The sequence below is a fragment of the Agrococcus sp. ARC_14 genome (assembly GCF_022436485.1).
Classification (GTDB): domain Bacteria; phylum Actinomycetota; class Actinomycetes; order Actinomycetales; family Microbacteriaceae; genus Agrococcus.
The window spans coordinates 2,680,838-2,705,439 of the sequence record NZ_JAKUDO010000001.1 but is presented as its reverse complement, the minus strand read 5'-3'; the positions used below and the strand labels follow the sequence as shown (position 1 = coordinate 2,705,439).

The 24,602-nt window shown below is 72.5% G+C and carries 19 protein-coding genes and 1 pseudogene; 7 read left to right on the top strand and 13 right to left on the bottom strand.

Annotated elements, in window-relative coordinates; translation table 11 throughout:
• Nucleotides 1–114: 114 nt before the first annotated feature.
• From MKD51_RS13275 to MKD51_RS13265, 3 genes and pseudogenes are all read left to right on the top strand, one after another.
• Nucleotides 115–711, top strand: coding sequence for an FAD-linked oxidase C-terminal domain-containing protein (locus MKD51_RS13275; RefSeq protein ID WP_240240772.1), 597 nt, complete (start codon nucleotides 115–117; stop codon nucleotides 709–711).
• Nucleotides 712–813: 102 nt separating this feature from the next.
• Nucleotides 814–1,326, top strand: a pseudogene (locus MKD51_RS13270) (diacylglycerol kinase family protein); the annotation flags it as partial.
• A complete protein-coding gene (locus MKD51_RS13265; RefSeq protein WP_346986726.1) occupies nucleotides 1,248–1,676 on the top strand; it encodes a hypothetical protein in 429 nt (142 codons plus the stop codon). The pseudogene MKD51_RS13270 and the gene MKD51_RS13265, both read left to right, overlap by 79 nt.
• Nucleotides 1,677–1,703: 27 nt before the next feature.
• Here the strand turns inward: MKD51_RS13265 and MKD51_RS13260 are convergent, their stop codons facing one another.
• The 9 genes from MKD51_RS13260 to MKD51_RS13220 all read right to left on the bottom strand — a co-directional run bounded on the left by MKD51_RS13260 (nucleotide 1,704) and on the right by MKD51_RS13220 (nucleotide 10,590).
• Complete coding sequence (locus tag MKD51_RS13260) at nucleotides 1,704–3,023, bottom strand: trypsin-like serine protease (RefSeq protein ID WP_240240770.1); 1,320 nt, start codon at nucleotides 3,021–3,023, stop codon at nucleotides 1,704–1,706.
• A 99-nt stretch (nucleotides 3,024–3,122) separates the two neighbouring features.
• Nucleotides 3,123–3,368 (bottom strand): hypothetical protein, encoded by a 246-nt coding sequence (locus tag MKD51_RS13255; RefSeq protein WP_240240769.1) that lies wholly within the window; start codon nucleotides 3,366–3,368, stop codon nucleotides 3,123–3,125.
• A 79-nt stretch (nucleotides 3,369–3,447) separates the two neighbouring features.
• Nucleotides 3,448–4,398, bottom strand: coding sequence for a DUF4349 domain-containing protein (locus tag MKD51_RS13250; RefSeq protein ID WP_240240768.1), 951 nt, complete (start codon nucleotides 4,396–4,398; stop codon nucleotides 3,448–3,450).
• An 83-nt stretch (nucleotides 4,399–4,481) separates the two neighbouring features.
• On the bottom strand, nucleotides 4,482–5,252 hold the full coding sequence (locus tag MKD51_RS13245; RefSeq protein ID WP_240240767.1) for a MerR family transcriptional regulator: 771 nt from the start codon (nucleotides 5,250–5,252) through the stop codon (nucleotides 4,482–4,484).
• Nucleotides 5,236–6,444, bottom strand: a complete 1,209-nt coding sequence (locus tag MKD51_RS13240; RefSeq protein WP_240240766.1) for an MFS transporter — start codon at nucleotides 6,442–6,444, stop codon at nucleotides 5,236–5,238. The genes MKD51_RS13245 and MKD51_RS13240 overlap by 17 nt, the downstream gene beginning before the upstream one ends.
• Nucleotides 6,445–6,491: 47 nt before the next feature.
• On the bottom strand, nucleotides 6,492–7,454 hold the full coding sequence (locus tag MKD51_RS13235; protein WP_240240765.1) for a TetR/AcrR family transcriptional regulator: 963 nt from the start codon (nucleotides 7,452–7,454) through the stop codon (nucleotides 6,492–6,494).
• Nucleotides 7,455–7,473: 19 nt separating this feature from the next.
• On the bottom strand, nucleotides 7,474–8,301 hold the full coding sequence (locus MKD51_RS13230; RefSeq protein ID WP_240240764.1) for an aldo/keto reductase: 828 nt from the start codon (nucleotides 8,299–8,301) through the stop codon (nucleotides 7,474–7,476).
• Nucleotides 8,302–8,368: 67 nt separating this feature from the next.
• Entirely contained in the window at nucleotides 8,369–9,937 is a 1,569-nt protein-coding gene (locus tag MKD51_RS13225; protein ID WP_240240763.1) for a glycerol-3-phosphate dehydrogenase/oxidase, read from the bottom strand.
• Nucleotides 9,934–10,590 carry a TetR/AcrR family transcriptional regulator gene (locus MKD51_RS13220; RefSeq protein WP_240240762.1) on the bottom strand — a complete coding sequence of 219 codons (657 nt, stop codon included), beginning with the start codon at nucleotides 10,588–10,590 and terminating at the stop codon, nucleotides 9,934–9,936. The genes MKD51_RS13225 and MKD51_RS13220 overlap by 4 nt, the downstream gene beginning before the upstream one ends.
• Before the next feature lie 20 nt (nucleotides 10,591–10,610).
• On the opposite strand from MKD51_RS13220, the gene MKD51_RS13215 reads away from it, so the two are divergent.
• The 4 genes from MKD51_RS13215 to MKD51_RS13200 all read left to right on the top strand — a co-directional run bounded on the left by MKD51_RS13215 (nucleotide 10,611) and on the right by MKD51_RS13200 (nucleotide 16,446).
• Nucleotides 10,611–12,290, top strand: a complete 1,680-nt coding sequence (locus MKD51_RS13215) for an FAD-binding oxidoreductase (protein ID WP_240240761.1) — start codon at nucleotides 10,611–10,613, stop codon at nucleotides 12,288–12,290.
• Complete coding sequence (locus tag MKD51_RS13210; protein WP_240240760.1) at nucleotides 12,283–13,203, top strand: diacylglycerol kinase; 921 nt, start codon at nucleotides 12,283–12,285, stop codon at nucleotides 13,201–13,203. The genes MKD51_RS13215 and MKD51_RS13210 overlap by 8 nt, the downstream gene beginning before the upstream one ends.
• On the top strand, nucleotides 13,203–15,473 hold the full coding sequence (locus MKD51_RS13205) for an alpha-glucosidase (protein WP_240240759.1): 2,271 nt from the start codon (nucleotides 13,203–13,205) through the stop codon (nucleotides 15,471–15,473). Before MKD51_RS13210 ends, MKD51_RS13205 begins: the two co-directional genes overlap by 1 nt.
• 97 nt (nucleotides 15,474–15,570) lie before the next feature.
• Nucleotides 15,571–16,446: an LLM class F420-dependent oxidoreductase gene (locus MKD51_RS13200; RefSeq protein WP_240240758.1), complete on the top strand. Its 876-nt coding sequence runs from the start codon at nucleotides 15,571–15,573 to the stop codon at nucleotides 16,444–16,446.
• On the opposite strand, the gene MKD51_RS13195 is transcribed toward MKD51_RS13200, so the two are convergent.
• The 4 genes from MKD51_RS13195 to hrpA form a co-directional block, all read right to left on the bottom strand.
• On the bottom strand, nucleotides 16,443–18,179 hold the full coding sequence (locus MKD51_RS13195) for a hypothetical protein (RefSeq protein WP_240240757.1): 1,737 nt from the start codon (nucleotides 18,177–18,179) through the stop codon (nucleotides 16,443–16,445). The genes MKD51_RS13200 and MKD51_RS13195 overlap by 4 nt on opposite strands.
• 285 nt (nucleotides 18,180–18,464) lie before the next feature.
• Nucleotides 18,465–19,667, bottom strand: a complete 1,203-nt coding sequence (locus MKD51_RS13190) for an MFS transporter (protein ID WP_240240756.1) — start codon at nucleotides 19,665–19,667, stop codon at nucleotides 18,465–18,467.
• Between the two features lie 125 nt (nucleotides 19,668–19,792).
• On the bottom strand, nucleotides 19,793–20,128 hold the full coding sequence (locus MKD51_RS13185) for a DUF6804 family protein (RefSeq protein ID WP_240240755.1): 336 nt from the start codon (nucleotides 20,126–20,128) through the stop codon (nucleotides 19,793–19,795).
• 119 nt (nucleotides 20,129–20,247) lie between these two features.
• On the bottom strand, nucleotides 20,248–24,444 hold the full coding sequence (gene hrpA, locus MKD51_RS13180) for an ATP-dependent RNA helicase HrpA (protein WP_277603942.1): 4,197 nt from the start codon (nucleotides 24,442–24,444) through the stop codon (nucleotides 20,248–20,250).
• Nucleotides 24,445–24,602 lie beyond the last annotated feature (158 nt).

Genomic DNA, 24,602 nt, shown 5'->3' with positions numbered 1-24,602 from the left:
CCTACCACCGACGCCGCCGGCAGCCACGCCTTGGCCGTTTGACGCCCGTCGAGTACGAGACCATCATGACCAAGAACCTGGCCCTTGCGGCCTAACCGAAACTGTCACCTACTCGTGCAGCAGCCCCCGCTCCTCGAGGGCGAACCAGGGCTGGCCGCCGAGCGCCGTGAGTGCACGGCCGCCGTACTCGTGGCGGTCGGCGGCTCGCGCATCGGCGAGCAGCCCGCGCTCGACTGTGCGCACGGCCGCTTCAACGCGCCCTACCTGCGCGAGGCGCTGCTCGACCACGGCGTCTTCTGCGAGACACTCGAGACTTCGACCACCTGGAGCAACCTGGCATCGCTCAGGCGCGCCGTCACCGAGGCGATCACCGCCGGGCTTCCCGCGTACGGCGCGAAGTCGCTCGTGCTCTGCGACACCTCGCCCATCTACCCGACAGGCGCCGCGCTCTACTTCACGATCGAGGCCGGACTGCGCGGCGACCAGCTCGCGCAGTGGGGTGGGGTGAAGTCGCAGGTGCACGACACCCTCATCCTCGGCGGCGGCACCATCACGCACCATCACGCCATCAGCCGCGACCACCCGTTGTGGCTCGAGCAGGAGATCGGCGAGGTCGGCATGCGTTTGCTGCGCGCCGTGAAGACCGAGTTCGACCCTGCCGGCACCCTCAACCTCGGCGTGCTGCTGCGGGAGGGCGCCGCGCATGCCTGAGGCCGGTGGCGCACGCCCGGGGGAGGGCAAGCGCCTCGCCGGGCTCGTCAATCCCACGTCGGGGCGTTCGGTGCCGACGCGGTCGCCCTCGTCGGCACCGACGTCGCCCACTCGCAGGCGCTGGCCGCCGAGGCGATCGCGAGCCGGCCGGATGCGCTGGGCGTGGTGGGCGGCGAATGCACCCTCTCGACCCTGCTCGAGGTGCTGCTGGGCCCTGCCGCTCAGCCCGCCTCACCCGCTCTGGCTGGCTCGGCAGTGCAGCCCGCCTCACCCGCTCTGGCTGGCTCGGCAGCGCAGCCCGGCTCGCCCGTGCCGATCGGGCTGGTGCCCGCCGGTGCCGGCAACGACCTGGCGCACGCACTCGGGATGCAGACCGACGCATCCAACGCCGCCGAGGCAGCGAAGCTCGCGCTGACAGGCGTGCCCCGCCGCATCGACGTTGGCCGCATCGAGGCGCAGGCGGGCGTGCGGCACTGCCTCACCGTCGCTGCGCTCGGTTTTGACGCGCGCGTGAGCGAGCGCACCAACCGGCTGCGCTGGTCGCGCGGCCGCCCCGCAACTACCTGGCGCTGCTGTTCGAGTTCGCGAGGCTGCAGCCACTGCCGTTCCGGGTGACGATCGACGATGGCGAGCCGCGGACGATGCCCGGCACGTTCATCGCGATCGGCAACACCCCGAGCTACGGCGGCAGCATGCCCATCTGCCCGCGCAGCGAGGCCGACGACGGGCAGCTCGACAGGACGCACGTCGTCGCGCTTGGCCGCGCTCGGCTCGTACGACTGTTCCGGCTGCTGCTCGCCGGCCGCCACCTCGAGCGGCCGCAAGCGACCGCGACGCGCGCGGCGAGAGTGTCGGTCGATGCGCCGGGCCTCGTCGCCTACGCCGACGGCGAGCCGCTCGGCCGCGGCGCGAGCACGATCTCGGTGCTGCCGGGCGCACTCAAGATGCTGGTGCCGCAGAGATGAACGGGCCGCAGCGCTGAGCAGGCCGCGCTACGGCCGATTGAGCGTGTGCAGCTGCAGGCCCTCGACCGCCGTCATGAGCTGCGAGATCGGAGCGATGAGCCCCTCCTGCGAGCAGCGCACGCTCACCCTCGACTTCACGCCGGAGACCACGCCGACGGCGATCGCCCCCTGCGAGGTCGGGAGGCTGACGATCGGGCCGCCCGAGTCGCCGAGGCAGAAGGCCGAGGCGCCGCTCGAGCGCACGATCTGCACGTGCATGCACTCGGCGCCGCGCGGCGTGCTGTAGCAGGTGACGTAGGCCTCGCCGGCGGTCAGGTCGCACTTCCAGCCGGTGACCTGGCCCGACGAGCAGAGCCGGTAGCCGGCCGGCGGCCAGGTGTTCTGCGAGCGGGTGATGTTGACCGTCGAGGTCTCGTTCGTGTAGATGCGGGGGAGCGTGCGGGCGTCGTAGGAGGCAGCGATGACGCCCAGGTCGTAGGGGCGGGCGCCGTCGTTGAGCTCTCGCACGAGATCGCTCGTGCCGATGCGGGTGTCGGCGGCATTGCGCACCGCGCGGCCGTCGGCGTAGTCGCTGCAGTGCGCGGCGGTGACGATGAGCGGGCGGTGCCCGAAGGTGCCGGTGAAGCCCGAGGTGCAGCTGACCCAGCCGCCGCTCGCCCACTGCGTCTCGACGCGCATGCCGCCCGAGAGCACGCTCGTGTCGTTGGTGCGGCCGGCGGAGAGGTTGGCCGCGGATGCGGCCTCGAGCGCCGTGCCTGCCTGCAGCTGGGTGTTCGCGGCGTTGACCGGGGCCGAGTCGGTCTCCTCGACCGTCACCTGCGCGCCGAACTCGGCGGCGGCCTGCTCGGCATCGTCGATGACGTCGAGCACCTCGCCCTCGAGCGCGATGTGCTCGGAGCCGACGGACTCGGCGACCTCTGCCGTCGGCACCTCGACCGAGAGCGTGTCAGCACCGATCCCGATCGCGAAGGCGCCGTCGCTGGGCATGGATGCAGCCAGCCCGTAGGCGACCTCGAGCAGCTCCTGCTCGCTCGACTCCTGCGGCACGAAGGTGACGTCGATGCCCTCCGTGGCCGCGGCGTCCGCGATCGCGCGCACCTCGCTCGGCACGGCCCCGACCCATCCGATGTCGATCGTGCCGGCGACCGGGTCGCCCTCGATCTGGCCGAGCCGCGGCACCGGCGTCAGGGCATCCCACGACGCGATCTGGTCGATCACGGCGAAGTGGGCCTCCTGCACCTCAGCGAGGTCATCGGCAGCGGCGGATGGCGTCACGGGCGCGACGACGGCTGCTGCGATGACGCCGAGAGCGGCGGTGACAGCGATGATGAGGGAGCGGCGACGCAAGCGAGACCTCGTGACGGTTCGGGCTGGGGGGACCGCGTTGAGTGTACCCCGAAGCTTCAACCTTTGGTAGAGGGTCGCGTCGGGGTCGGCTTCCCTCGGTCAGATCGCGCGCTGCCAGCGCTGCTCGCGCAGCATCAGCACGATGGGTGAACCCTCTGTGTCGTGCGCGCGGAGGCGGAGGTAGGTGAGGTCGGCCCCCGCGACGATGCGGTCGAGGGGGACGGCGGAGGTCTCTGCCCATGCGTGGAGGCTGGTGGCCTCGTTCACGGTGGCCTGGAGGTCGGCGAGGATCGCTGCGATGTCGGCGCTGCTGTAGGCAGGGGGCCTCGGAGGTTCGTGCTGCATGCCAGAAATGTACCCCATCCGTGTACCCCAGATGGTGCGCCCAAGTGCGCGGGCACTCGCTGCGTTGGGGGCCTCAGGCTCAGGGGCGCTCGCTCTCCGCAGCGACCACCGGGTTGACGACCGCTGAGCCCTCGACCGGCGTCGTGCGCGCCGGCATCCGCTTCACGATGCGTCGGATGACGAGCCACGCGATGAGGCCGACGACCGCGAGGATCACGAGCGCGGGGATCGCCTGGCCGAAGCCGAAGAGGAACGTGGCGCCCCAGGCGAGGAAGCCGTTCCAGCCGTTCACGAGGCCGTCCCAGAAGCTGGGCGTGCCCGTCGGGCCCTCCACCGTCGTCGAGCGGATCTGCACCTCGAGGGTCGACATCGCCACCTGCTCCTCGAGCGCGCGCTGCTGCGAGAGCAGGCTCTCGAGCTCGGAGGTGCGCTGTGTCAGCTGCGCCTCGACCTCGAGCAGCGTCTCGGTGTCGGCGGCGGTCGTGAGCAGCTCGGTCAGGCGCTCGACGGATGCGCGGGAGGCGTTCACGCGCACCTCCAGATCGCGCACCTGGTTGGTGACGACCTCCTCGCCTAGGTCGAGCGTCGTGACCTCCCCGAGGCCGCGCAGCGCATCGAGCATGCCGTCGACCTCGACCGCCGGCACCCGCACCGTGAGCGTGGCCCAGGCCGGCTCGAAGTCGGTCGAGGCGCCCTCGGCCCTGCGGTCGATGGTGCCGCCGCGTGCCTCGGTGGCGTCCGTCACGGCATCCGCCACCTGCAAGGGATCGCCCGCGCGCATCGCGACGCTGCCGGTGACGATGACGGCGCGATCCTCGTCGGCGGCCACCTGCCCGGGCTCACCGCCGGATGCGCCCATGTCGCCGTCGCCGGCGCTCTCGTCCTGCTGCGACTCTGCGCCGCCCGAATCGGGGTAGGAGCCCATGCTGGGCTCGTATGCGACATTGCCGGCGCCCATGGCGCCGCAGCCGGTGAGGAGGACGGTGCCGGCGATGACGATGCCGGCCATCGAGAGGAGTCTGCGGGTCATGCTTCCAGCGTGCGGTGCAACTCGTGGAAGCACAGCCCAACCTTTTCGGGGAGTTGGGCGTCAGGTGCGGCGGCGCGCCTCGTTCACCCCGCCTCGCCGTCGGTTGAGGAGTCGGCATCGAGCCGCGCGATCGCGCGCTCCATGATCGAGTGCTGCGCATCGTTCAGGTGTGCTCGCTGGTGTGCCAGCAGCAGCTCGGTGGCCTGGCGGCTCAGCGCAGGGATGGCGGCGACATCGATCGCCGAGGCCAGCACCTCCACCATCTCGTCGACCAGCGACGCGGTCTCGGTCGGCCCGGCGTCGGGCGCTATGCGGGCGAAGCGCTCGACGAGCGGCAGGTAGCGCTGGCTCGCTGCCGCCAGCTTCGCGGATCCCGCGACCAGCCACGGCAGGCTCGGGTCGCCGCTGAGGTGCGCGACGAGCGCCAGCTGCTCGCTCTCGTACCGGCTCTCGCGTGTGGAGGCGTGCCGCACGAACAGCGAGGCGAAGGGGATGAGCGCGTCGGGGGTGTCAGGCAGCGCGCCCCCGCTGCTGAGCGCTGCGATCCGCTGGCGGCGGCGCGCGAGCCGGTCGATCTCGACCGCGGCCTGTGCGTCGATGCCCTCGAGCAGCTCGGCTGCGGCGACCGGGTCGTCGATGACGCGCTGCACCTCAGACAGCGGGATGCCCAGCTCGGTGAACTTGCCGATGCGCAGCACCTTGGCGAGGTGGTGGACGGTGTACTTGCGGTAGCGGTTGACCGAGCGCTCTGGCTCCTCGAGCAGACCGATCTGGTGGTAGTGCCGAAGCGTGCGGATGCTGACGCCGGCGAGTGCCGCGAGCTCGTTGCTGCGCATCTCAGGCTGCCTCGTCACGCTCCAGATCATGCAACGACCTCGTTGCGAGGACGCTGAGCAGCGCCAGCACCCACACAGCCGAGACCGCCAGCCCGGCCACCACCGGAGAGCTCAGCTCGGCGACGATGCCGGCGCCGCCGATGCCCAGCGGCGCGGCGAGCTGCAGCGCCGTGTTCTGCAGCGCGAGCACTCGACCGCGGGCGCGCTCGGGAGTCTTCTCGACCTGCAGCACACCGAGCACGGCGCCCAGCAACGCGTTGCTCACGCCCACCAGGCCGGCGCTGATGAAGATGACCGGCAGCGAGGCGAGCGTCGAGAGCGCGAGGTAGCCCACGGTGAGCGCCGCGAAGCCCATGGTCAGCCAGGCCCGACGCGAGAGGCGGGTGCTGATCGCCGAGAACAGCAGCGCGCCGGCCAGCATGCCGCCCGCCATCGAGGTGAGCACGAGCCCGAGCAGCTCGGGCCGCGCGATCATCGAGAAGTGCAGCGGCAGCACGAGCCCCTGCAGCCCACCGCCGACGGTCGTGAGGCCCACGATCAGCACGATCGTCGCCACCAGGAAGCGGCTGTGCCGCAGCACGGAGAAGCCGCCGATCACCTGCCGCCACGGCGTCTCGGCCAGCGCGTCGCTCTTCGGCACCCGGCCCGCCTCCCGCGGGATCACGAGCGTGAGCAGGGCAGCTGCCGCCGACGTGCCGGCGGTGATGAAGAAGACGGCGCTCGGCCCGACCAGCGCGACGAGCGTGCCCGTGAGCGCGGGCCCGACGACCAGCGCCGCCGAGGTCAGCGTCTGCCGCACGCCCACGAGCCGCTCGAGCGAGACGCCGCTGCGCCGCACCACGGCCGCGACGAGCACCTCCCGCGCGGTGCCACCCGGCACATCCCCGAACGACCCGAGGATGCCGAGCGCTACGAACCACCAGAGCTCGAGGCCCCACAGCATGTCGACCACGGGCAGGGCAGCGACGGATGCGGCCGAGATGAGGTCGGATGCGACGGAGATGTTGCGTCGGTTCCAGCGGTCGAGCACGAAGCCGGCGAGGAGCCCGATGAGCACCGCGGGCACGGCGGTCGAGGCGGAGATCACGCCCATGCTGAGGGGGCTGCCGGTGATCTGCAGCACGATGAGCGGCAGCGCGACCGCGGCGATGCCGTTGCCGAGCAGTGAGAGGAAGTGAGAGCCGAGATAGGCGAGCGCGACGAGGTTCATGCTTCGAGCACACACTCCGACGTCGCGTCGGAGTCAAGGCGGGGTGGCTACTTGCGGGCCTTCGCCTCTGCTTTGGCCGCCTTCAGCGCCGCCTTCGCGGCCTCCCGCTCGGCCACGGCCTCGGCCCTGGCCTCTGCGGCCCGCAGCCGGTCGACGACCTTTGCCACCGCATCCGCCGCCTTCGCTTCGGCCTGCCGCAGCTCGGTGCGGGCCTTCTCGACGACCTTCGCCGCCTCGCGCACCTGCTTGTCGTTCGCGATCGCGACGGGCATCGCGACGAAGGGGTCATCCTCCTCGTTGCGCTCGAGCCAGCGGTCGATGCCGTCGAGCAGCCGGCTGAGGCCGAAGCTGAAGCCCACATCGGCATCGGTGTCGGCTGGCTCGAACACACCGGCGCGCACGGCCGGCGCCAGCAGCGGGAACCGCTCGTCGGTCACGAGCTCCGGCAGTGCACGGCGCACGGCGTCGTCGACCGCGGCATTGCTCGAGGCCTTTGCATAGAGACCGATGTAGCCGAGCAGCAGCAGCAGCGTCGGCAACTTGGCGCGATCCGGCATGCGCACGCCCTCGAGCGCGGCCAAGCCGGCCTCGATGATCGCGAGCCGGTTGGGCGTCGTCGGGGTCGACGACGGCGGCAGGTCGGCGAGCCACGGGTGCGCGTCGTAGGTGGTGCGCACGAACATCGCCCACTCGCGCAGCCGCTCGCGCCACGTGCTGCCGATGCCCGGCACCGTCACCTCGCTCGCCGTGTCGAACATGAGCAGCAGCAGGTCGTCCTTGCCGGTCACGTAGCGGTAGAGGCTCATGGGGGCGGCGCCCAGGCTGGCCGCGACCTTGCCCATGCTGACCGCGTCGAGCCCGTCGGCGTCGGCGAGCTCGATCGCTGCCTCGACGATGCGTTCGGTGCTGAGCTCGCGCTTGGGGCCGCGGTGGGGCAGCGCGGCGACGCCCCACGTGACGGCGTGCGCGTGGGGAAGGTTGAGGCTGTCGATGTGGGCGGGGTCGCTCACGGTGCTCGCTGCTCTGCCGTCACTGACGGTCATCTGGATGGGTGCCGGTGCGCTCGCCGGTCTCGAGGCCGGCGATCTGCGCCATCTCGTCGTCGCTGAGGGTGAACCCGTCGATGTCGAGGTTCTCGCGCAGGCGATGCGGATGCGTCGACTTGGGGATGAGGGCGCCACCGAGCTGCAGGTGCCACCGGATGATCACCTGGGCGGGGGAGACGCCGTGGCCTTCGGCGATGCTGCGGATGCTCGGGTCGTCGAGCACGCGGGCGCGGCCGAGCGGGCTCCAGGCCTGGGTGATGATGCCGTGCCGCTCGTGGAAGGCGCGCAGCTCGTGCTGCGGCAGCCACGGGTGCGACTCGACCTGGTTGATCGCGGGGGTGACGCCGGTCTCGTCGATGAGTCGCTGCAGGTGCTCGGCGGTGAAGTTGCTGACGCCGATGGAGCGCACGCGGCCTGCTGCCTGCAGCTCGATGAGCGTGCGCCAGACGTCGACGAAGCGGTTCCTGGCCGGGCGCGGCCAGTGGATCATGTAGACGTCGACGTGGGTGCCGAGCGCCAGCTCGGTCGCCTCGAACGCGGCTCGCGCCGCCTCGGGGGTCTGCTCGGGGTCGCCCCAGAACTTGCTCGTCAGCGTCAGCTCGTCGCGGGCTATGCCCACGTCCTCCGCCCGCGAGATCGCGGCGCCGACCTCGCGCTCGTTGCCGTAGAACTCCGCGCCGTCGATCAGCCGGTAGCCGGCCTCGAGGCCGGCGGCCACCACACGCTCGGTCTCCTCCAGCGGCACCTTGTAGAGCCCGAAGCCGAGCGCGGGCATGCTGCCGCCATCGTTGAGCCTGAGTGTGCGGGGCATGCGTCGATTGTGACAGGGTGCGTCTGATGTCCCACGCTCGATCCGCGCCCGCGTGCCGGTCGAGCCGTCAGGCCGCGCGGGCCAAGGTCTCGGCGACCAGCTCGGCCACCGCCGCGGCGGCGCGATCGCGGTCGGCGCCGACGAGCCCGATGCGCGTGCGCCGCTCGAGCACGTCGTCGGCGTCGAGCGCGCCCTCGTCTGTGACCGCGAAGGCGATCTCGGCGCGCGTGACGTCGATGCCAGCCGCGATGGGAGCCGCAGGGTCGACGCAGGACGCGCTCGCGAGCACCCGGCCGGCCTCGCTCCCGAACCTGGCCGTGAGCGAGACCGGCAGCGCCGCATCCGCCCCCGTGCCGGTCGGGATGCGCACCGGAGAGCCGGGAGCGCCGACGAGCGGAAGCGCGCGCGTGCGGCTCGGGCCGGCGTCGAGCCCCGCGCGCCGCACGGCCAGGTCGACGGCCTGCTGCGCCATCGCGCGATAGGTGGTGAGCTTGCCGCCGAGCACGGTCACGACGCCGCTGGGCGACGCGGCGACGTGGTGCCGGCGGGAGATGTCGGCGGTCGAGCCCGGCCCGGCGTCGATGAGCGGGCGGAGGCCCGCGAACGCGCCCAGCACGTCGGCACGCTCGAGGGGCAGCTCGAGGGCGCTCGAGAGGGTCTGCAGCAGGAACGCGATCTCGCGCTCGGTCGGCTCGGGCACGTCGGGCACGCGGCCAGGCGCGTCCTCGTCGGTGAGCCCGACGACCACTCGCCCGAGCTGCTGCGGCAGCGCGAAGACGAAGCGGCTGACCGAGCCCGGATGCGGCACCGTCAGCGCCGCGGTCGGATCGCCCAGCGCTGCGGCGTCGAGCACGATGTGGGTGCCGCGGCTCGGGCGCAGGTGGATGCTCTCGTCGAACTCGCCCGCCCACACGCCCGCCGCGTTGACGACCGCCCGTGCGTCGAGGCGCAGGGTGCCGCCGCCCAGGGCGTCCTCGAGCACCGCACCCGTCGCATCCGCCGACCGCGCGCGCATGCGCGTGAGGATGGTCGCGCCGAACGCGGCGGCCGTGCGCGCGAGCGCGACCACGAGCCTGGCGTCGTCGACGAGCTGCCCGTCGTAGGCGAGCAGGCCCCCGCGCAGGCCATCGCGCCTGGTCGCGGGCGAGAGCCGCAGCACCTGGTCACGGCTGATGCGGCGCGGGCGCGGCAGCGTCGCGCTCGGCGTGCGGGCGAGTAGGCGGAGGCCGTCGCCGACGGCGAACCCGGTGCCGGTGATCACTGCCTGGCGCGCGGTGACCGACGGCACCAGGGGCAGCAGCTGCGGCAGCGGGCGCACCAGGTGCGGCGCGGTGCGCGTCATCAGCACGTGGCGCTCGATCGCGCTCTCGCGTGCGACCGCCACGTCGCCGCTCGCGAGGTAGCGCAGGCCGCCGTGCACGAGCTTCGAGCTCCAGCGGCTGGTGCCGAAGGCGAGGTCGTGCGCCTCGACGAGCACGACCCGCAGGCCGCGTGCGGCGGCATCGAGCGCGACGCCGGCACCCGTGACGCCGCCCCCGATGACGAGCAGGTCGACGGCGCCGCCGCTCGCGAGCGCATCGAGCTCGCGCCGCCGCCGTGCGGCGCTGAGCGCGGGGGAGCCGCTCGCGTCCGTCACGGCGACAGGTGCCCCTCGAGGGCGTGCCGCAGCTCTGCCTGCCACTGCTGCTCGTCGATGAGCGAGGTGACGATCCCGTGCGACAGGATCGCCGCCTGCGCGATCAGCAGCAGCATCACCGCGATGTCGCTGGGGGATCCCCGGCGCACGCTGCCGCCCTGCTGCGCCGTGGTGATCGCGGCCGCGACCCAGTGCAGCAAGACCCGCTGGCTCGCGCCGATGCGCTGCAGCGCGTAGCGCGAGAACGACTCGGGCTCGTGCTCGAGCAGCCGTGCGAACACCGGGTGGCTGCGGAAGCTCGCCGAGAATCGCAGCACGTCGCGCACGATCTCGTCGCGCGTCGTCGGTGCGGCGCCGAGGTCGTCGATGATCTGCGTGACCGCGCGCAGCTGCGCGGCCCGCACGATCGCGTCGGCGTCGGGCCAGCGGCGGTAGACGGTCGGGCGGCTGACGGATGCGGTGCGCGCGATCTCTGCGACGGTCACGCCGCGCGTGCCGCGCGTCGCGAGCAGCTCGGCGGCGGCGTCGAGGATGCGGTGCGCGCTGGCGTCGAGGGCCGGTGCGGTCTCGGGCTCGGCCTCGTGACTGTCGGGCCGGGCCGTGTCTGACGCGGCGCCGGAGGCGACGATCGCTGCAGCGTGACGATTTGCCATGATGTGTCACACTGTAACGCATGACCGACGACACCGCAGTCCCGGAGCGAGAGGCCTCGGCACCGATGCGCTGGAACGGCTGGGGCGACCCCGCCAAGGCGCGCTCGCTGCCCGCAGCCCTGCGCGCGCTGCTGCCGCTGAAGCTCGGCCGCATCCGCCCGCCAGAGCCGGCCGCGGCGCTCGAGGATGTCGAGCTCGCGCCCTCGGCGCTCGAGGGCGCAGCGGGCGAGGCGCTCCGCGACGAGCTTGCGGCCATCGTCGGTGCGACCCACGTTCGCACCGAGCGCGAGGCGCGCATCCGTCACGCCGGTGGCAAGTCGACCCCCGATCTGCTGCGCCGCCGCGCGACGCGCCAGGATGCGCCCGACGCCGTCGTCACACCCGCGAGCGACGCGGAGGTCGCGGCGATCCTGCGCCTCGCCGCCGAGCACGGCATCGCGGTCGTGCCCTTCGGAGGCGGCACCACCGTCGTGGGTGGGGTCGACCCGATCGCGGGAGGACGCCGCGCCGTCATCAGCCTCGACCTCGCCCGCATGAGCGGCCTCGTGTCGCTCGACGAGCTGAGCGGCGAGGCGACGCTGCTCGCCGGCACGACCGGCCCCGACGCCGAGGCCGCGCTCGCGGCGCGCGGCTTCGAGCTCGGGCACTACCCGCAGAGCTTCCTCTACGCGACGATCGGCGGCTTCGCGGCCACGCGCTCGTCGGGGCAGAGCTCTGCCGGGCATGGCCGCTTCGACGCGATGGTGACGGGCCTGCGCGTCGTCACACCGACGGGCGAGCTCGACCTCGGCCGTGCGCCCGGGTCAGCTGCCGGCCCCGACCTCGTGCGACTCTTCCTCGGATCCGAGGGTGCGCTCGGCGTCATCACCGCCGTGCGGGTGCGCGTGCATCCGGTGCCGGCCGTGCGGCTCGCCGATGCCTGGCGGTTCCCCGACTTCGCGACCGGCGCCGACGCGCTGCGCCGTCTGGCGCAGCTGGGCACGGGAGCCACGGTCATCCGCCTCTCCGACGAGGCCGAGACCTCCGTAAGCCTCGCCCAGCACGGCAAGATCGGCAAGGCGTTCGGCTCCGGCTGCAGCGCCGTCACGCTCTTCGAGGGCGAGGCCGAGATCACGGCAGAGCGCCGCGAGCGCACTGCCGCCGTGCTGACGGCAGCGGGCGGCACCCGCCTCGGCGAGCAGCCCGCGCTCGAGTGGGAGCGGGGCCGCTTCAACGCGCCCTACCTGCGCGACGCGCTGCTCGACGCCGGCGTCTTCCTCGAGACGCTCGAGACCGCGACGACCTGGTCGAACCTGCAGGCGCTGAAGGCGGCCGTCACCGAGGCGATCACCGCCGGGCTCGCCGAGGAGGGCGCGAAGTCGCTCGTGCTCTGCCACATCTCGCACGTCTACCCGACCGGCGCCTCGCTCTACTTCACGATCGCTGCGGGTCTGCGGGGCGACCAGCTCGCGGCCTGGGCGCGCGCCAAGGCGAGCGTGAACGACGTGATCCTCGCGCACAGCGGCACCATCACCCACCACCACGCGATCGGCCGCGATCACCAGCCGTGGCTCGAGCGCGAGATCGGCGAGGTCGGCATCCGCGTGCTGCGCGCCGTGAAGGCCGAGCTCGATCCCGCCGGCATCCTCAACCCGGGCGTGCTGATCGCCGACAGCCCGGGCATGCTCATCGCCGACGGTGCGGCGGGCCAGCATGGCTGACGCGGCTCCGCGCATCGCGGTGCTCGTCAATCCGACATCGGGTCGTGGGCGCGGCCGTGACGCAGCGGATGCGGCGATCGCGCGCCTGCGCGAGCTCGGTGCCGAGGTGGTCGCCTACGTCGGCGCCTCGGTCGAGCAGTCGCGCGAGCTGGTCGCCGAGGCCGTCGCCGCGCAGCCGACAGCGCTCGTGATCATCGGCGGCGACGGCACGCTCTCGACGCTGCTCGACGCGCTCGTCGGCACCGAGGTGCCCATCGCGCTCGTGCCGGCCGGCACCGGCAACGACTTCGCGCGCGCCATCGGGCTGCCGGTCGGGTCGGTGCACGCCGCCGACGCCGCGGCGCTCGCGCTGCGCGGCCGGCCGCGGCGCATCGACGTCGGTCGCGTCGAGACGGCGGATGCCGCCCGTCACTTTCTCACGGTCGTCGCGCTCGGCTTCGACGCGCGCGTGAGCGACCGCACGAACCGGCTGCGGTGGCCCCGCGGTCGCGCTCGCTACTACCTGGCGCTGCTGGCCGAGCTCGCGCAGCTGCGGCCCGTGCCGTTCCGGATCGCCGTCGACGAGGCGGCGGCGCGCCCGCTGCCTGGCACGCTCGTCGCGATCGGCAACACCGACAGCTATGGCGGCGGCATGCCCATCTGCCCGAAGGCGCTGCCAGACGACGGGCAGCTCGACGTGACGCATGTCGGCCCGCTCTCTCGCACTCGGCTGCTGCGGCTGTTCCCGCTGCTGCTCGCCGGGCGCCACCTCGAGCGGCCGGAGGTCATCTCGATGCGCGCCTCGCGCGTGCGCGTCGAGGCGCCGGGGCTGATCGCCTACGCCGACGGCGAGCGCGTCGGCACGGGCGCCGTGACGGTGACGCTGCGGGCAGGAGCGCTCACGATGCTGGTGCCTGCGCGGTCGGTGCGCTGATGGCGCAGCGCGCCTCGGGCAGGGCACGCCCACGCCGCATCATGCGGTTCGTCGCGCTCGGCGTGGCCGCGCTGCTCGTGATCGGCCTGGGGATCGTCGGTGTCAACTACGCCGGCCTCCCCTCAGACGACGTCGCGCCCATCGCGGTCGGCGAGCTCTCCGTGCAGGCGAGGTACGACGGCACGGCCGCGGCTGCTCCCGAGTCAGGGGACGACGGCGCCCGCCTGACCGTCTCAGACGACACCGTGCAGGTGCTGCGATCCGGCACGGTCGTCTGGGCGAGCGACGCGGGCCGCGCCTTCGTGACGGCCGCGGCCGGTCGCGTCGACGTCGAGGAGCACCGCGGCTACTTCTGGCCGACCGTGCACCGCGACCGGGTCTGGAGCGACCAGACGATCGACGCGGTCGCTCCGACCGCGGGCGGCTGGATGCTCACGGGCCGCCTCCTCTCCGGCGACGAGGAGACAGCGTACGAGGTCGCGATCATCGACGACGGCACGCGCGTGACGATGGAGGTCTCGGTGCCGGCCGCGACCTCCGTGGCCCTGCACTCCGGGCGAACCGAGCATGCCGGCGTGCACGGCTTCGGCGAGCAGTTCACCGACTTCGACCTCGACGGCCGCGTCGTGCCCCTCATGGTGCGCGAGCAGGGCGTCGGGCGCGGGCTGCAGCCGCTCACGTTCCTCGCGAACCTGACCAACCACGGCGCCGGCGGCACCGACGTCATGACCTACGCCGCCTGGCCCAGCTTCGTCACCGACGAGCTCCGCGGTCTGCGCGTCGCACCGACATCGGCGGGAGCGCACGCGTTCGCCGTCGCCGACCTCAGCGCGCCGAGCCGCGTCGGCGTCGAGCTGTGGAACCCATCCATCACCGTCGAGCTCTCCAGCGGCGCGACGCCGGCCGAGCTCGTCGCCGCGCAGCACGCGGACGACGCCCGCCAGGCACTGGCGCCCTGGACGCAGGAGGGCATGATCGTGGGCGCCCAGGGCGGCAGCGAGGCCGTTCGCGAGCGCGTCGCCACGCTGCGGGACGCCGGCACCGAGATCTCCGGCGTGTGGCTGCAGGACTGGGTCGGACAGCGCACCACGTCCTTCGGCGAGCGGCTGTGGTGGACGTGGCAGCTCGACCGCTCCCGCTATCCGGACTGGGAGCAGCTGGTGGGCGAGCTCAACGACGACGGCATCCGGGTGACGACCTACGTCAACCCCTTCGTCGTCGACGCCGCGCCCAAGGACGACCCCGGCATCCGCAACCTCTACGCCGAGGCGCGCGACGCGCAGTACCTCGTGCGCGATGCGACCGGCCAGCCATACGGACTCGATCAGGGCGACTTCACCGCCTCCCTGGTCGACCTCACGCATCCCGAGGCTCGCGACTGGTTCGCCGACGTGATCGCCGAGGAGGTGCTCGCGATCGGGGTCGACGGCTTCATGGCCGACTTCGCCGAGGGGCTGCCGGTCGACGCCGTGCTGCACGAGGGCTCGGCCGCGCAGCTGCACAACGCCTGGCCGGGGCTGTGGATGGAGACGGTGGCGGATGCGTGCGAGCGCGCGGGCAAGCCGGAGTGCGTGACGTGGTTCCGCGCGGGCTCGCTGGGCGCCTCGCCCGGGCTCGCGTGGACCGGCGATCAGCTCGTGGACTTCAGCCGCGAGGACGGCCTCGAGTCGGCGCTGCTCGGCACGCTCTCGGCCGGCGTCTCTGGCTGGCCGGTGGTGCACAGCGACCTGGGCGGCTACACCTCCATCAACGCGGTGGTGCAGGATCACCGGCGCACTCCTGAACTGCTGCAGCGCTGGGCCGAGTACGCGGCCTTCGGCCCGGTGATGCGCACCCACGAGACGAACCGCCCGGCGGTGAACCTGCAGCCGGATGAGGATCCGGCGGTGGCGAGCCACTTGGCAGAAATGACGCAGCTGTTCACGGCGCTCGGCGACTACCGCGCGCAGGTGCTGGAGGAGGCGGTGCGCACCGGGGTGCCCGCGATGCGGCACGGCTGGCTCGTCGCGCCGGGCACGGAGGCGGCGGGCGTCGACACGCAGTTCTTCCTCGGGCGGGACGTGCTCGTCGCGCCCGTGCTGCGGGAGGGCGCGAGCGAGGTGTCGGTGACCTTGCCGCCGGGGCGATGGCGCCACCTGTTCACCGGCGAGGTGGTCGACGGCGGGCAGACCCTGACGGTGCCGGCGCCGATCGGCCAGCCAGCCGCGTATGTCGCCGACTCGAGTGCGTGGGCGGATGGGCTCATCGAGTCCGTGCAGGCGATCGAGTAGGCGCTCTGGGGTGTTGCCGCTGCTGGCTGCCTGCATGGCAGCGGTGGATACGGTGGGCGTGACTCCTTGACCGCGCCGCCTTTCGATTGGAACCACGATGACTGCTGCTCCTGCTGCTCCTGCTCCTGCCGCTCCCGCCCTCGGCCGCGTCGGCTTCTGGCGCGGCGGTGGGCTGCTCACGCCTGAGCTGGCGGCCGCGGTGGAGCGGCTTGGCTATGGCACGATCTGGATCGGCGGCTCGCCGGAGGCCGACCTGGAGATCGCCGAGCAGCTGCTCGACGCGACCGAGCACGTGACGATCGCCACCGGCATCGTGAACATCTGGAAGTCCCCGGCGGCCGAGGTCGCCGCATCCTTCCACCGCCTCGAGCAGGCGCACCCCGGCCGCTTCCTGCTCGGCGTCGGCATCGGGCACCGCGAGGCGATCGGCGACACCTACCAGAAGCCGTACGCGGCGCTCGTGGAGTACCTCGACACGCTCGACGCCGAGGGCGTGCCCGCAGAGCGCCGCGTGATCGCTGCGCTCGGTCCGCGCACGCTCGCGCTCGCCGCCGAGCGCGCGGCCGGCACCCACCCCTACATGACCACGCCGACGCACACCCGCTTCGCCCGCGACATCGTCGGCCCCGACACGCTCATCGCACCGGAGCAGCGACTCGTGCCGAACACCGATCCCGTGGCCGCGCGCGCATCCGCCCGCGCCTTCCTCGACCGCTACCTGGCGCTGTCGAACTACCGCCGCACGCTCGAGTCCCACGGCTTCACCGCAGCCGAGCTCGACGACGGCGCGACGGACGCGGCGGTCGACGCGCTCGCGCCCCACGGCACCCCGGCGGAGCTGGCGGCAGCCGTGCGCGGACAGCTCGATGCGGGCGCCGACCACGTGTGCGTGCAGCTGCTGCCGGCGAGCGAGGATCCGCTGCCGGCGCTCGAGGCGCTCGCGGGCGAGCTCGGGCTGCGGGCCTCGCGCTAGTCGATCACGGACAGCGCGTGGAGCATGAGGACGCGCGAGGCGGACTGCTCCGATGTCACCAGGTCGCCTCCGCGATGTTCCACCATCCAGCGGGCGTGGCCCTTCAGCTGGTGCAGCGCGGCGCGCAGCGCGGCGTCGTCCACGTGGTCGAGCGTGCTGTCGAACATCGGCAGCACCGAGGCGGCAGAGAGAGGGCCTTCGAACCCGAGGCCGCGAGCGATGGAGAGGGAGAGGCTCGAGGGGCCCGCCACGACATCCTCGGCTCGGCCGTAGACGGTGAGCGCAGACATGGGCTCGAGTGGTCCGCCGAGTGCGCGCAGTCGCGTCTGGGCCTCTTCAGGGCTCAGGATGCGCTCGGCTCGGTCGTAGCGCTCGGAGACCAGCGCGGGAGCCAACAGCAGGGTCATGTCGACGATGCCCTGTTCCGAACCGGAGAAGCTGCCCTCGAGCCGCTGATGGGCGGCGCGAGCGAGATCGAGCTGCATGACGGGATGCAACCCCGTCATGTGCACGCCGATGTGCCCCGCGCCCGCGTGGATCGCATTGCGGTAGCCGAGGTAGACGAGCTCGCTGGCGTTCGTGTCCTTCGCGGATGCGCCGACCGATGCTGCGCCCTTCAAGAGCTGCGCTTCGACAGCGTCGCGGGCCGGGCCGGCCGCAGCGACGGCTTGGGCGAGCGCAGGGATCGTGCGCCAGTCCCAATTGCCCTTGTGGATCTCGGCGCCGATCCCCGTCAGCCCGAAGTCTCTCGTGCGGCCGCGGGAGCCGTTGCGAGGGCCGAAGCCGTCGTAGAAGCCGAGCAGACTCGCAGCCCACAGCGTCAGAGGGCCCTCCGTCGCCGGCGCCATGGTTCCGCCAGCCGGCTTGAGCCCTGAGCCCACAGCCGCCATGAGCTCGAGCGCGATCTCCCGGTCGACGTCGTTGCCGGCCGGCCGGGTGTAGAGGAGGACATCGTTCACGACATCCGTCGCGACGGCACCCGCGAGCACCACCCTCGAGTCGAGGCCGCCCGAGAGGCTCAGCGTGGTCGACCAGCCCTCGACGCCCGCCAGTGTCTGCACGATCCTGCCGACGTTGGATGCGCTGGTCCGCAGCAGCTCTGCCGGATCGCGGTCGGTGCGAACCCGGTCCGTCATCAGCGGTCCGGTCAGCTCGAACCGCAGGCGATGCCGGGTCTGACCGAGTCCTCGGCTTCCTGGCACGTAGAGGATCTCGTTGCTCAAGGTCTCGGTGGAGCACTGCTGGCTGGTGACGAGGTCCCTGACGGCTCGTGCGGCCAACACCTCTTGGTTGAGGGTGATGCGCGCACCGAGCGCTCGCCGCAGCGAGGCGAGCACGAGGAACGAGTCGGATGCGGCGATGAGGCCCCTGACCCGCGTGTGCGCGAGACGCGGCTGACCGAACACATCGCGGTCGATCGTGAGCCTGCCGTCGCTCCACGATGCGGCGATGTACTCACCCGCATGCGAGCCGGGATCGGTTCGCACCTCCTCCGGCGCATCGCGCCAGCCGTCGACCCCGAACACCATGCATCCGTGCACTGTCGACACGAGCGATCCACGGAAGAACTCGCTGCCGCGGATGGAGTGTGCCACCTCCTTGCTCACGACCACGAGCCTGCGTTTGCCCATGCGTTCGACGTGCACATCCGCCGGCGCAGCGTGCTGTCGGAGCCATGCGTCGATTCTCGAGTCATGACGTGCGTCGTGGACGACGAACAGGAAGTTGGACATGGGCCTCACCGTAGTGCCGAGCCCCTCACAACCGATCGATCAGCCTGCTGGAGTCGTCGGCCGCCGGTGGGTCCACCCGTCACCGTCGCGCAGCTACTCGACCCCACGTGCCGCGGCACGCGCCGCGCATCCGCCACCGCGTGCCCTTGCGCCAGACATGCGGGCATCGGCGCCCGATCGCGGCCGTGAAGCGCAGATGGTCACATCTCTGCGGAAGGCGCGGCGGCGGTGGAGCCGGGCGCGGCGCGATCGAGGGACGCGGGCGAGCTACGGCGGCCGCCGTGCCTAGCGCGGCAGCTCCACCGGCGCGGTGTCCGGCGGCTCGCCGATGCCGTGCCGCAGGTCGGGCTGGTGGCGGCGGAAGATCACCGCGACGGAGGCCGCGATCGCGACCATGACGACCGCCACCCAGACCGCGCCGACTCCGCCGACCGCGTCGATCGCGACGCCGGCGATGGCCGATCCGATGGCGGCGCCGAGCAGCTGGCCGGTGCCGATCCAGGCGTAGGCCTCCGGGGTGTCGGCGAACTTCACGGTGCCGGCGATGATCGCCGAGAAGGCTGCGAGGGCCGGCGCGGTGCCGACGCCGGCGATGAAGAGCGCGATCGAGAGGCCGACCACCTCGGTCATCGGCAGCGCGACCGCCATGCCGAGCAGCACGATCGAGAGCCGGATCGCGACCGACCACGGCGTGATGCCGCGGTGGCCCAGCGCGAAGCCGCCCATGAGCGAGCCGAGCGCCGAGACTCCCAGCACGATGCCCGCCTCGAGCGCGCCCTCGCCGAAGGTCGCCACGACGCCGGCCTCGACGGCCGAGAAGCCGCCGATGAACATCGCTGAGACGACCACCGAGAGCAGCACGGGCGGCTTGCGCAGCACCCGGCCGAGCTTGCGCGTCGTCGGTGGGATGCGCAACTTGCGCACCTCCGGCGAGGCGACGAACAGCACGGCGCCGAAGAGCTGGATGCCGATCGTCACCAGCAGCGTAGGCCCGGTGCCCATGGCGGCGACGAGCAGCGTCAGCAGCACGGGGCCGAAGACCCAGATGATCTCCTGCAGCGCCGCGTCGAACGAGAACAGCGGCGCCAGCAGGCGCTGCGGCACCATGCGCGGGTAGAGGGTGCGCACCGTCGGCACGACCGGTGGCATCGCTGCGCCTGCGACGATGCCTGCGAGCGCATCGGCCCACAGCGGCACCTCGAGCACCCCCATCGCCAGCAGCGCCGCGCTGGAGACGAGCGTCGTGAGGGCGAGCACCTGCAGGGTGCCGAAGCGACTCATGAGCCGCGACACGAACGGGCCGGCGACCGCCATGCCGATCGAGAAGGCGGCGAGCACGAGCCCGGCGGCCGTGTAGGAGCCGTGCTCGTGCTCCATGTGCATGAGGATGCCGAGCGAATACATGCCCGCGGGGAAGCGGGCGATGAGCTGCGCGAGCATGATGCGCGCGAGCCCCGGAACCCTCAGCACCTCGGCATATGTGCGCACCAGGACAGCCTAGGGTGCGGAATCGAGCCCGGTGCGACGTGTCCGTGGCATCGGTGGGAGTCGCTGTGGCCGTTGGGTTCGCTTCGGCCGTCTGGCCGGCTCAGCCCGCGTCGTCGCGGCCGAGCTCAGTCCTGGCGCGGCGTCTTGACGAGGAGCCCCGCGGCGAGGAACGCGAGCGCGACGAGGTAATGCGCGCCGATCCAGAGCGGGCCCTCGAGCTCGAAGGGCACGACGGGGTTCCAAGCGACGGCGATCACGGCGAACACCGGCACCCACCACCAGTGCTTCGCCTGGATCGCGAACCAGGCGACGATGAGCGCGAGGATCGCGACGACGTAGCGGAGGATGTCGTCCCAGGCTCCGGCGAGCCACGCCTGCGAGACCAGCAAGGCGAGGGCGGCGAGGATGCCGGGGGCGAGCGCGTTGCGCTGGAAGCTCGGGCCGTAGCGGTTCTGGTCCATCGCACCCAGACTATTGCGCCGCCAGGCCCGGAAGATCCCGCGACCTGAGGGCCTCCGGCTGGATAGTCCCGCTCGGTGGCCCGAGAATCCGGATCCTGCCGGCGGCGACGCTCGGCGGACTATGCGGTCAGGGTCTTGCGGATGCGCTGCAGGCTGACGGGGCCCGAGGTGCCGAGTTGCTGCGCGAACAGGCTCACGCGCAGCTCCTCCAGCAGCCAGCGGGCGGTGACCAGCCGGCGGGCCTTCGCCGACCCGGCCGTGCCGCTGGCCGCATCCGATGCCGTATCCGACGCCCCATCCGACCCTGGCGCATCCGACACCGCGGCATCCGCGACCGCCGCCGACAGCGGCAGCGTGCCGCCCGCCTCGGTGAACAGGGCCGTGGCCTGCTCGACCTCGGTCATCCAGGTGCGGTCGCGGTTGGCGGTCTCCGGCAGGCGCTTGACGCGGTGCTCGATCGCACGCACGTAGACCTCGAGGCGCGCCAGCCGCGAGAGCCCCGTGCGGCTGACGAAGCCGTCGAAGACCAGCTGCTCGAGGTGCGCGCGGGCGTCGGCGAGCGCCGCCATGTGGGCCAGGCTCGCGCCCTCGCGGATCGCGCGGTCGGCATTCCGAGCCGCGGTGAGGATGCGCGCCGCCTGGCTGGCGAGCGCGAACATCCGGTCGACGAGGCCGTCGGCGACGCGGGCCCGCAGCGCCTCGAACTCCTGCGCGGTGGCGGGCGTCTGGGCGCCGAGCTCCGCGTCGATGATCGCCAGCATGAAGTCGTCGAAGAGGCGGTCGGTCGAGGCGTAGGGGCTCGCACCGAGCGCGAGCTTCTCGGCGCCCGTGAGGTTCGACTGCACATAGGGCGACGGGCTCGGCACCTGCCGCAGCAGCAGCTGGCGCACGGCGGCACGCTGCTCGCGCAGCTGCACCTCGCGGGTCGATGCGAGCCTGACGCCGACGACGGCCTTGCCATCGGCCTTGCCGGTCACCGCGTACCCCGGGTAGGCGCGCACGGTGTTGCCGCCCTGCCGCACGTCGATGTGCGCGGGCAGATCCTCCACGAAGCCAGCCACCTCGTCGCGCTCGAGGTCGCTCGTCACCTTCACCGCGACCTTGGCGACCTGCGCCGTCGCCTGGGCGCCGAACCGGCGCTTGAGCGCCTCGAGATCCTTGTCCTGCCCGAGCCGGCGGCCGCGGGCGTCCTCCACGGCGAAGGTGGGCTTGAGGTGGTCGGGGATGCGTCCCCAGTCGACGTCGGTGGCCACCGACTGCACGTAGGCGGTGCGGGAGATGCGGGTCGCGAGCACGTCGGCGAGCGAGCGCGCCGGGCTGCCGGCTGCCGCCGCCGGCGGGATCGCCGGGAGCTCGGCGAGCATGCCGCGCGCCCAGTCGGCAGCCGGCACGACGTGCTTGCGGATGTGCTTCGGGAGGCTCTTGATCATCGCCGTCAGCAGCTCTTCGCGCATGCCGGGCACGAGCCAGTCGAACCCCGCGGAGCCGAGCCGCGGCAGCACTGCGAGCGGCACGTGCACCGTGAGGCCGTCGTCGACGGTGCCGGGCTCGAAGCGATAGCTGAGCCGCAGCCGCTGCTCGCCCTGCTGCCACTTCGTCGGGAAGAGCTCCTGGTCGACACGGGCATCCTCGCCGGTGAGATCCTCGCGCGTCATCGTCAGCAGCTCGGGGCTGGCCTCGCGCTCCGTGCGCCACCAGCCCTCGAAGGCGCGCGTCGAGGCGACATCGGCCGGGATGCGCGCATCGAAGAAGTCGAACACCGCCTCGTCGCCGACCAGCAGGTCTCGCCGCCGCTGGCGCTCCTCGAGCCGCTCGATCTCGCGCCGCAGCTCGCGGTTCTTGCGGTCGAAGTCCTGCGGAGAGTCCCACTCGCCCTCGACGAGCGCGTGCCGGATGAACAGCTCGCGCGCGTGCTCGGCATCGATGCGTGCGTACTGCACGCGGCGGCGCTCGACGATCGTCACTCCGAACAGCGTCACCTTCTCGTAGGCCACCACCGCGCCCTGCTTGCGCTCCCAGTGCGGCTCGCTCACCTGCCGCTTCGCCAGCTCGCCCGCGAGCGGCTCGGCCCAGGCGAGGTCGATGGATGCGACGGTGCGGGCGAAGAGGCGGCTCGTCTCCACGAGCTCCGCGGCCATGACGGCGCGGGGCGGCTGCTTGGCGAGGCCGGAGCCCGGGAAGATCTGGAACCGCGCCCCGCGGGCGCCGATGTACTCGGCCCGCTGCCGCATCCGCCGTCCCTGACGCCCGCCGCCGGCGTCGCCGGGGCGGGACTGCTGCGGCTTGCCGGTCTCGTCGACGACGCCGATGCGGCCGAGCAGGCCGGTGAGCAGGGCCTTGTGGATGGCGACGGCGTCGGCGGCGACGGCGAACGAACCCGCGCCCTCCGCGGGTCGAGGAGCGCGCGACGCTGGTCGAGTAGCGGACGCAGTGCGCGTATCGAGACCATGACCGGACTCGTCTCGATACGCGCCTTCGGCGCTACTCGACGACCGTAGGTCGGTGGAGCTCGACGATCGCGCGACCTCCCGCTTCAACCCCAGCGCGCGCGTCAGCTGCCGCACCACGTCCTGCCACTCGCGCACGCGCAGGAAGCTCAGGTGCTCGGTCTTGCAGAGCTTCCTGAACTGGTTGCCGGAGAGCCGCGCCTGCTGCTCCTGCAGATACCGCCACAGCGCCAGCAAGGTGATGAAGTCGCTCGTCGGGTCGACGAAGCGCGCGTGCTGGCGATCCGCCTCCTCGCGCCGCTCGAGCGGCCGCTCACGGGGATCCTGGATCGTCATCCCGGCGACGATCGCGATGACCTCGTGGGCGACATCCGCGTCTCGGCCGGCCACGGCCATCCGCCCGAACCTCGGGTCGACGGGCAGGCGGGCGAGCTCACGCCCGATCTTCGTGATGCCGCCCTGCTTCGAGATCGCGCCGAGCTCGAGCAGCAAGTCGTTGCCGTCCTTGATGTCGCGGGCGGCGGGCGGCTGCAGGAACGGGAACTCGGCGAGCGGGCCGAGGCCGAGGCTCGCCGCCTGCAGGATGACGGCCGCGAGGTTGGTGCGCAGGATCTCGGGGTCGGTGAAGGCGGGGCGCCTGTCGAAGTCGGCCTCGGCGTAGAGCCGGATCGCGATGCCGGGCGCCACACGGCCCGCACGGCCGGAGCGCTGGTTCGCGCTCGCCTGGCTGATGGCCTCGATCGGCAGCCGCTGCACCTTGCTGCGCGCCGAATAGCGCGAGATGCGAGCCGTGCCCGTGTCGATGACGTGACGGATGCCCGGCACGGTCAGGCTCGTCTCGGCCACGTTGGTGGCGAGCACGACGCGGCGGCGGATGCCCGCGCGGGCCGTGCGCTCGAAGACGCGGTGCTGGTCGGCGGCGCTCAGGCGGCCGTAGAGGGGGAGGATCTCGGTGGCTTGGCCGAGGCGCCCCTCGAGCGCCGACTGGGCGTCGCGGATGTCGGCCTCGCTGGGGAGGAACACGAGCACATCGCCGGCGTCGTCCCGGGCGATCTCGGCGAGGGCCGACTCGATGCCTTCGATCGGGTCGAGGTCGGCGGCCGGCTCGTCCTCCTCGCCGTCGTCATCCGCATCCATCGCCTCGCTCACGAGCGGGCGGTAGCGGATGTCGACGGGGTACGTGCGGCCGGAGACCTCGATGATCGGGGCGTCGTCGAAGTGCCGGGAGAACGACTGCGGGTCGATCGTCGCGCTCGTGACGATCACCTTGAGATCGGGCCGACGGGGGAGCAGCCGCTGCAGGTAGCCGATCAGGAAGTCGATCGTGAGGCTGCGCTCGTGGGCCTCGTCGATGATGATCGCGTCGTACTGCTTGAGGTCGCGATCGCGGTGCATCTCGGCGAGCAGGATGCCGTCGGTCATCACCTTGATGCGGGTGTCGGCGCTCACCTGGTCGGTGAAGCGCACCTTGTAGCCGACCTCGCTGCCCATCTCCACCTCGAGCTCCTCGGCGAGGCGCTCGGCGATGGTGCGGGCCGCGAGCCGCCTGGGCTGGGTGTGGCCGATGCTGGTGCGGCCGAGCTCGAGCAGCATCTTGGGCAGCTGCGTCGTCTTGCCCGATCCCGTGGCACCCGCGACGATCACGACCTGGTGGTCGCGGATCGTGGCCATGATCTCGTCGCGCGCCTCGCTGACCGGGAGGTCGGCCGGGTAGTCGATGCGCATCCCGCCATTCTCCCGTATGCGTGCGTTCTGCCCGCGCCCCGTGTGCGCTCCGTCCCGCGCCCCCTTCCGCGCTCCGTGCGTGCTCCCTCCCGCGCCCCTGTCCGCACACCCCTCACCCGCCCCCTTTCCGCGCTCCTCGCTCATTTCTTGCTGAGCCGACCCGTTCCGCCGACGGCGACCCGGTAGGCCGGGTCGCGAGCGGTGGAACAGGTCGGCTGCCGTGCGCAGACGTCGACGCGGCGGCCGCTCCCTCCACAAGGCAGGGCGCCAGGGCACGCGCCGTTCGAGAGATCTGGCATCGT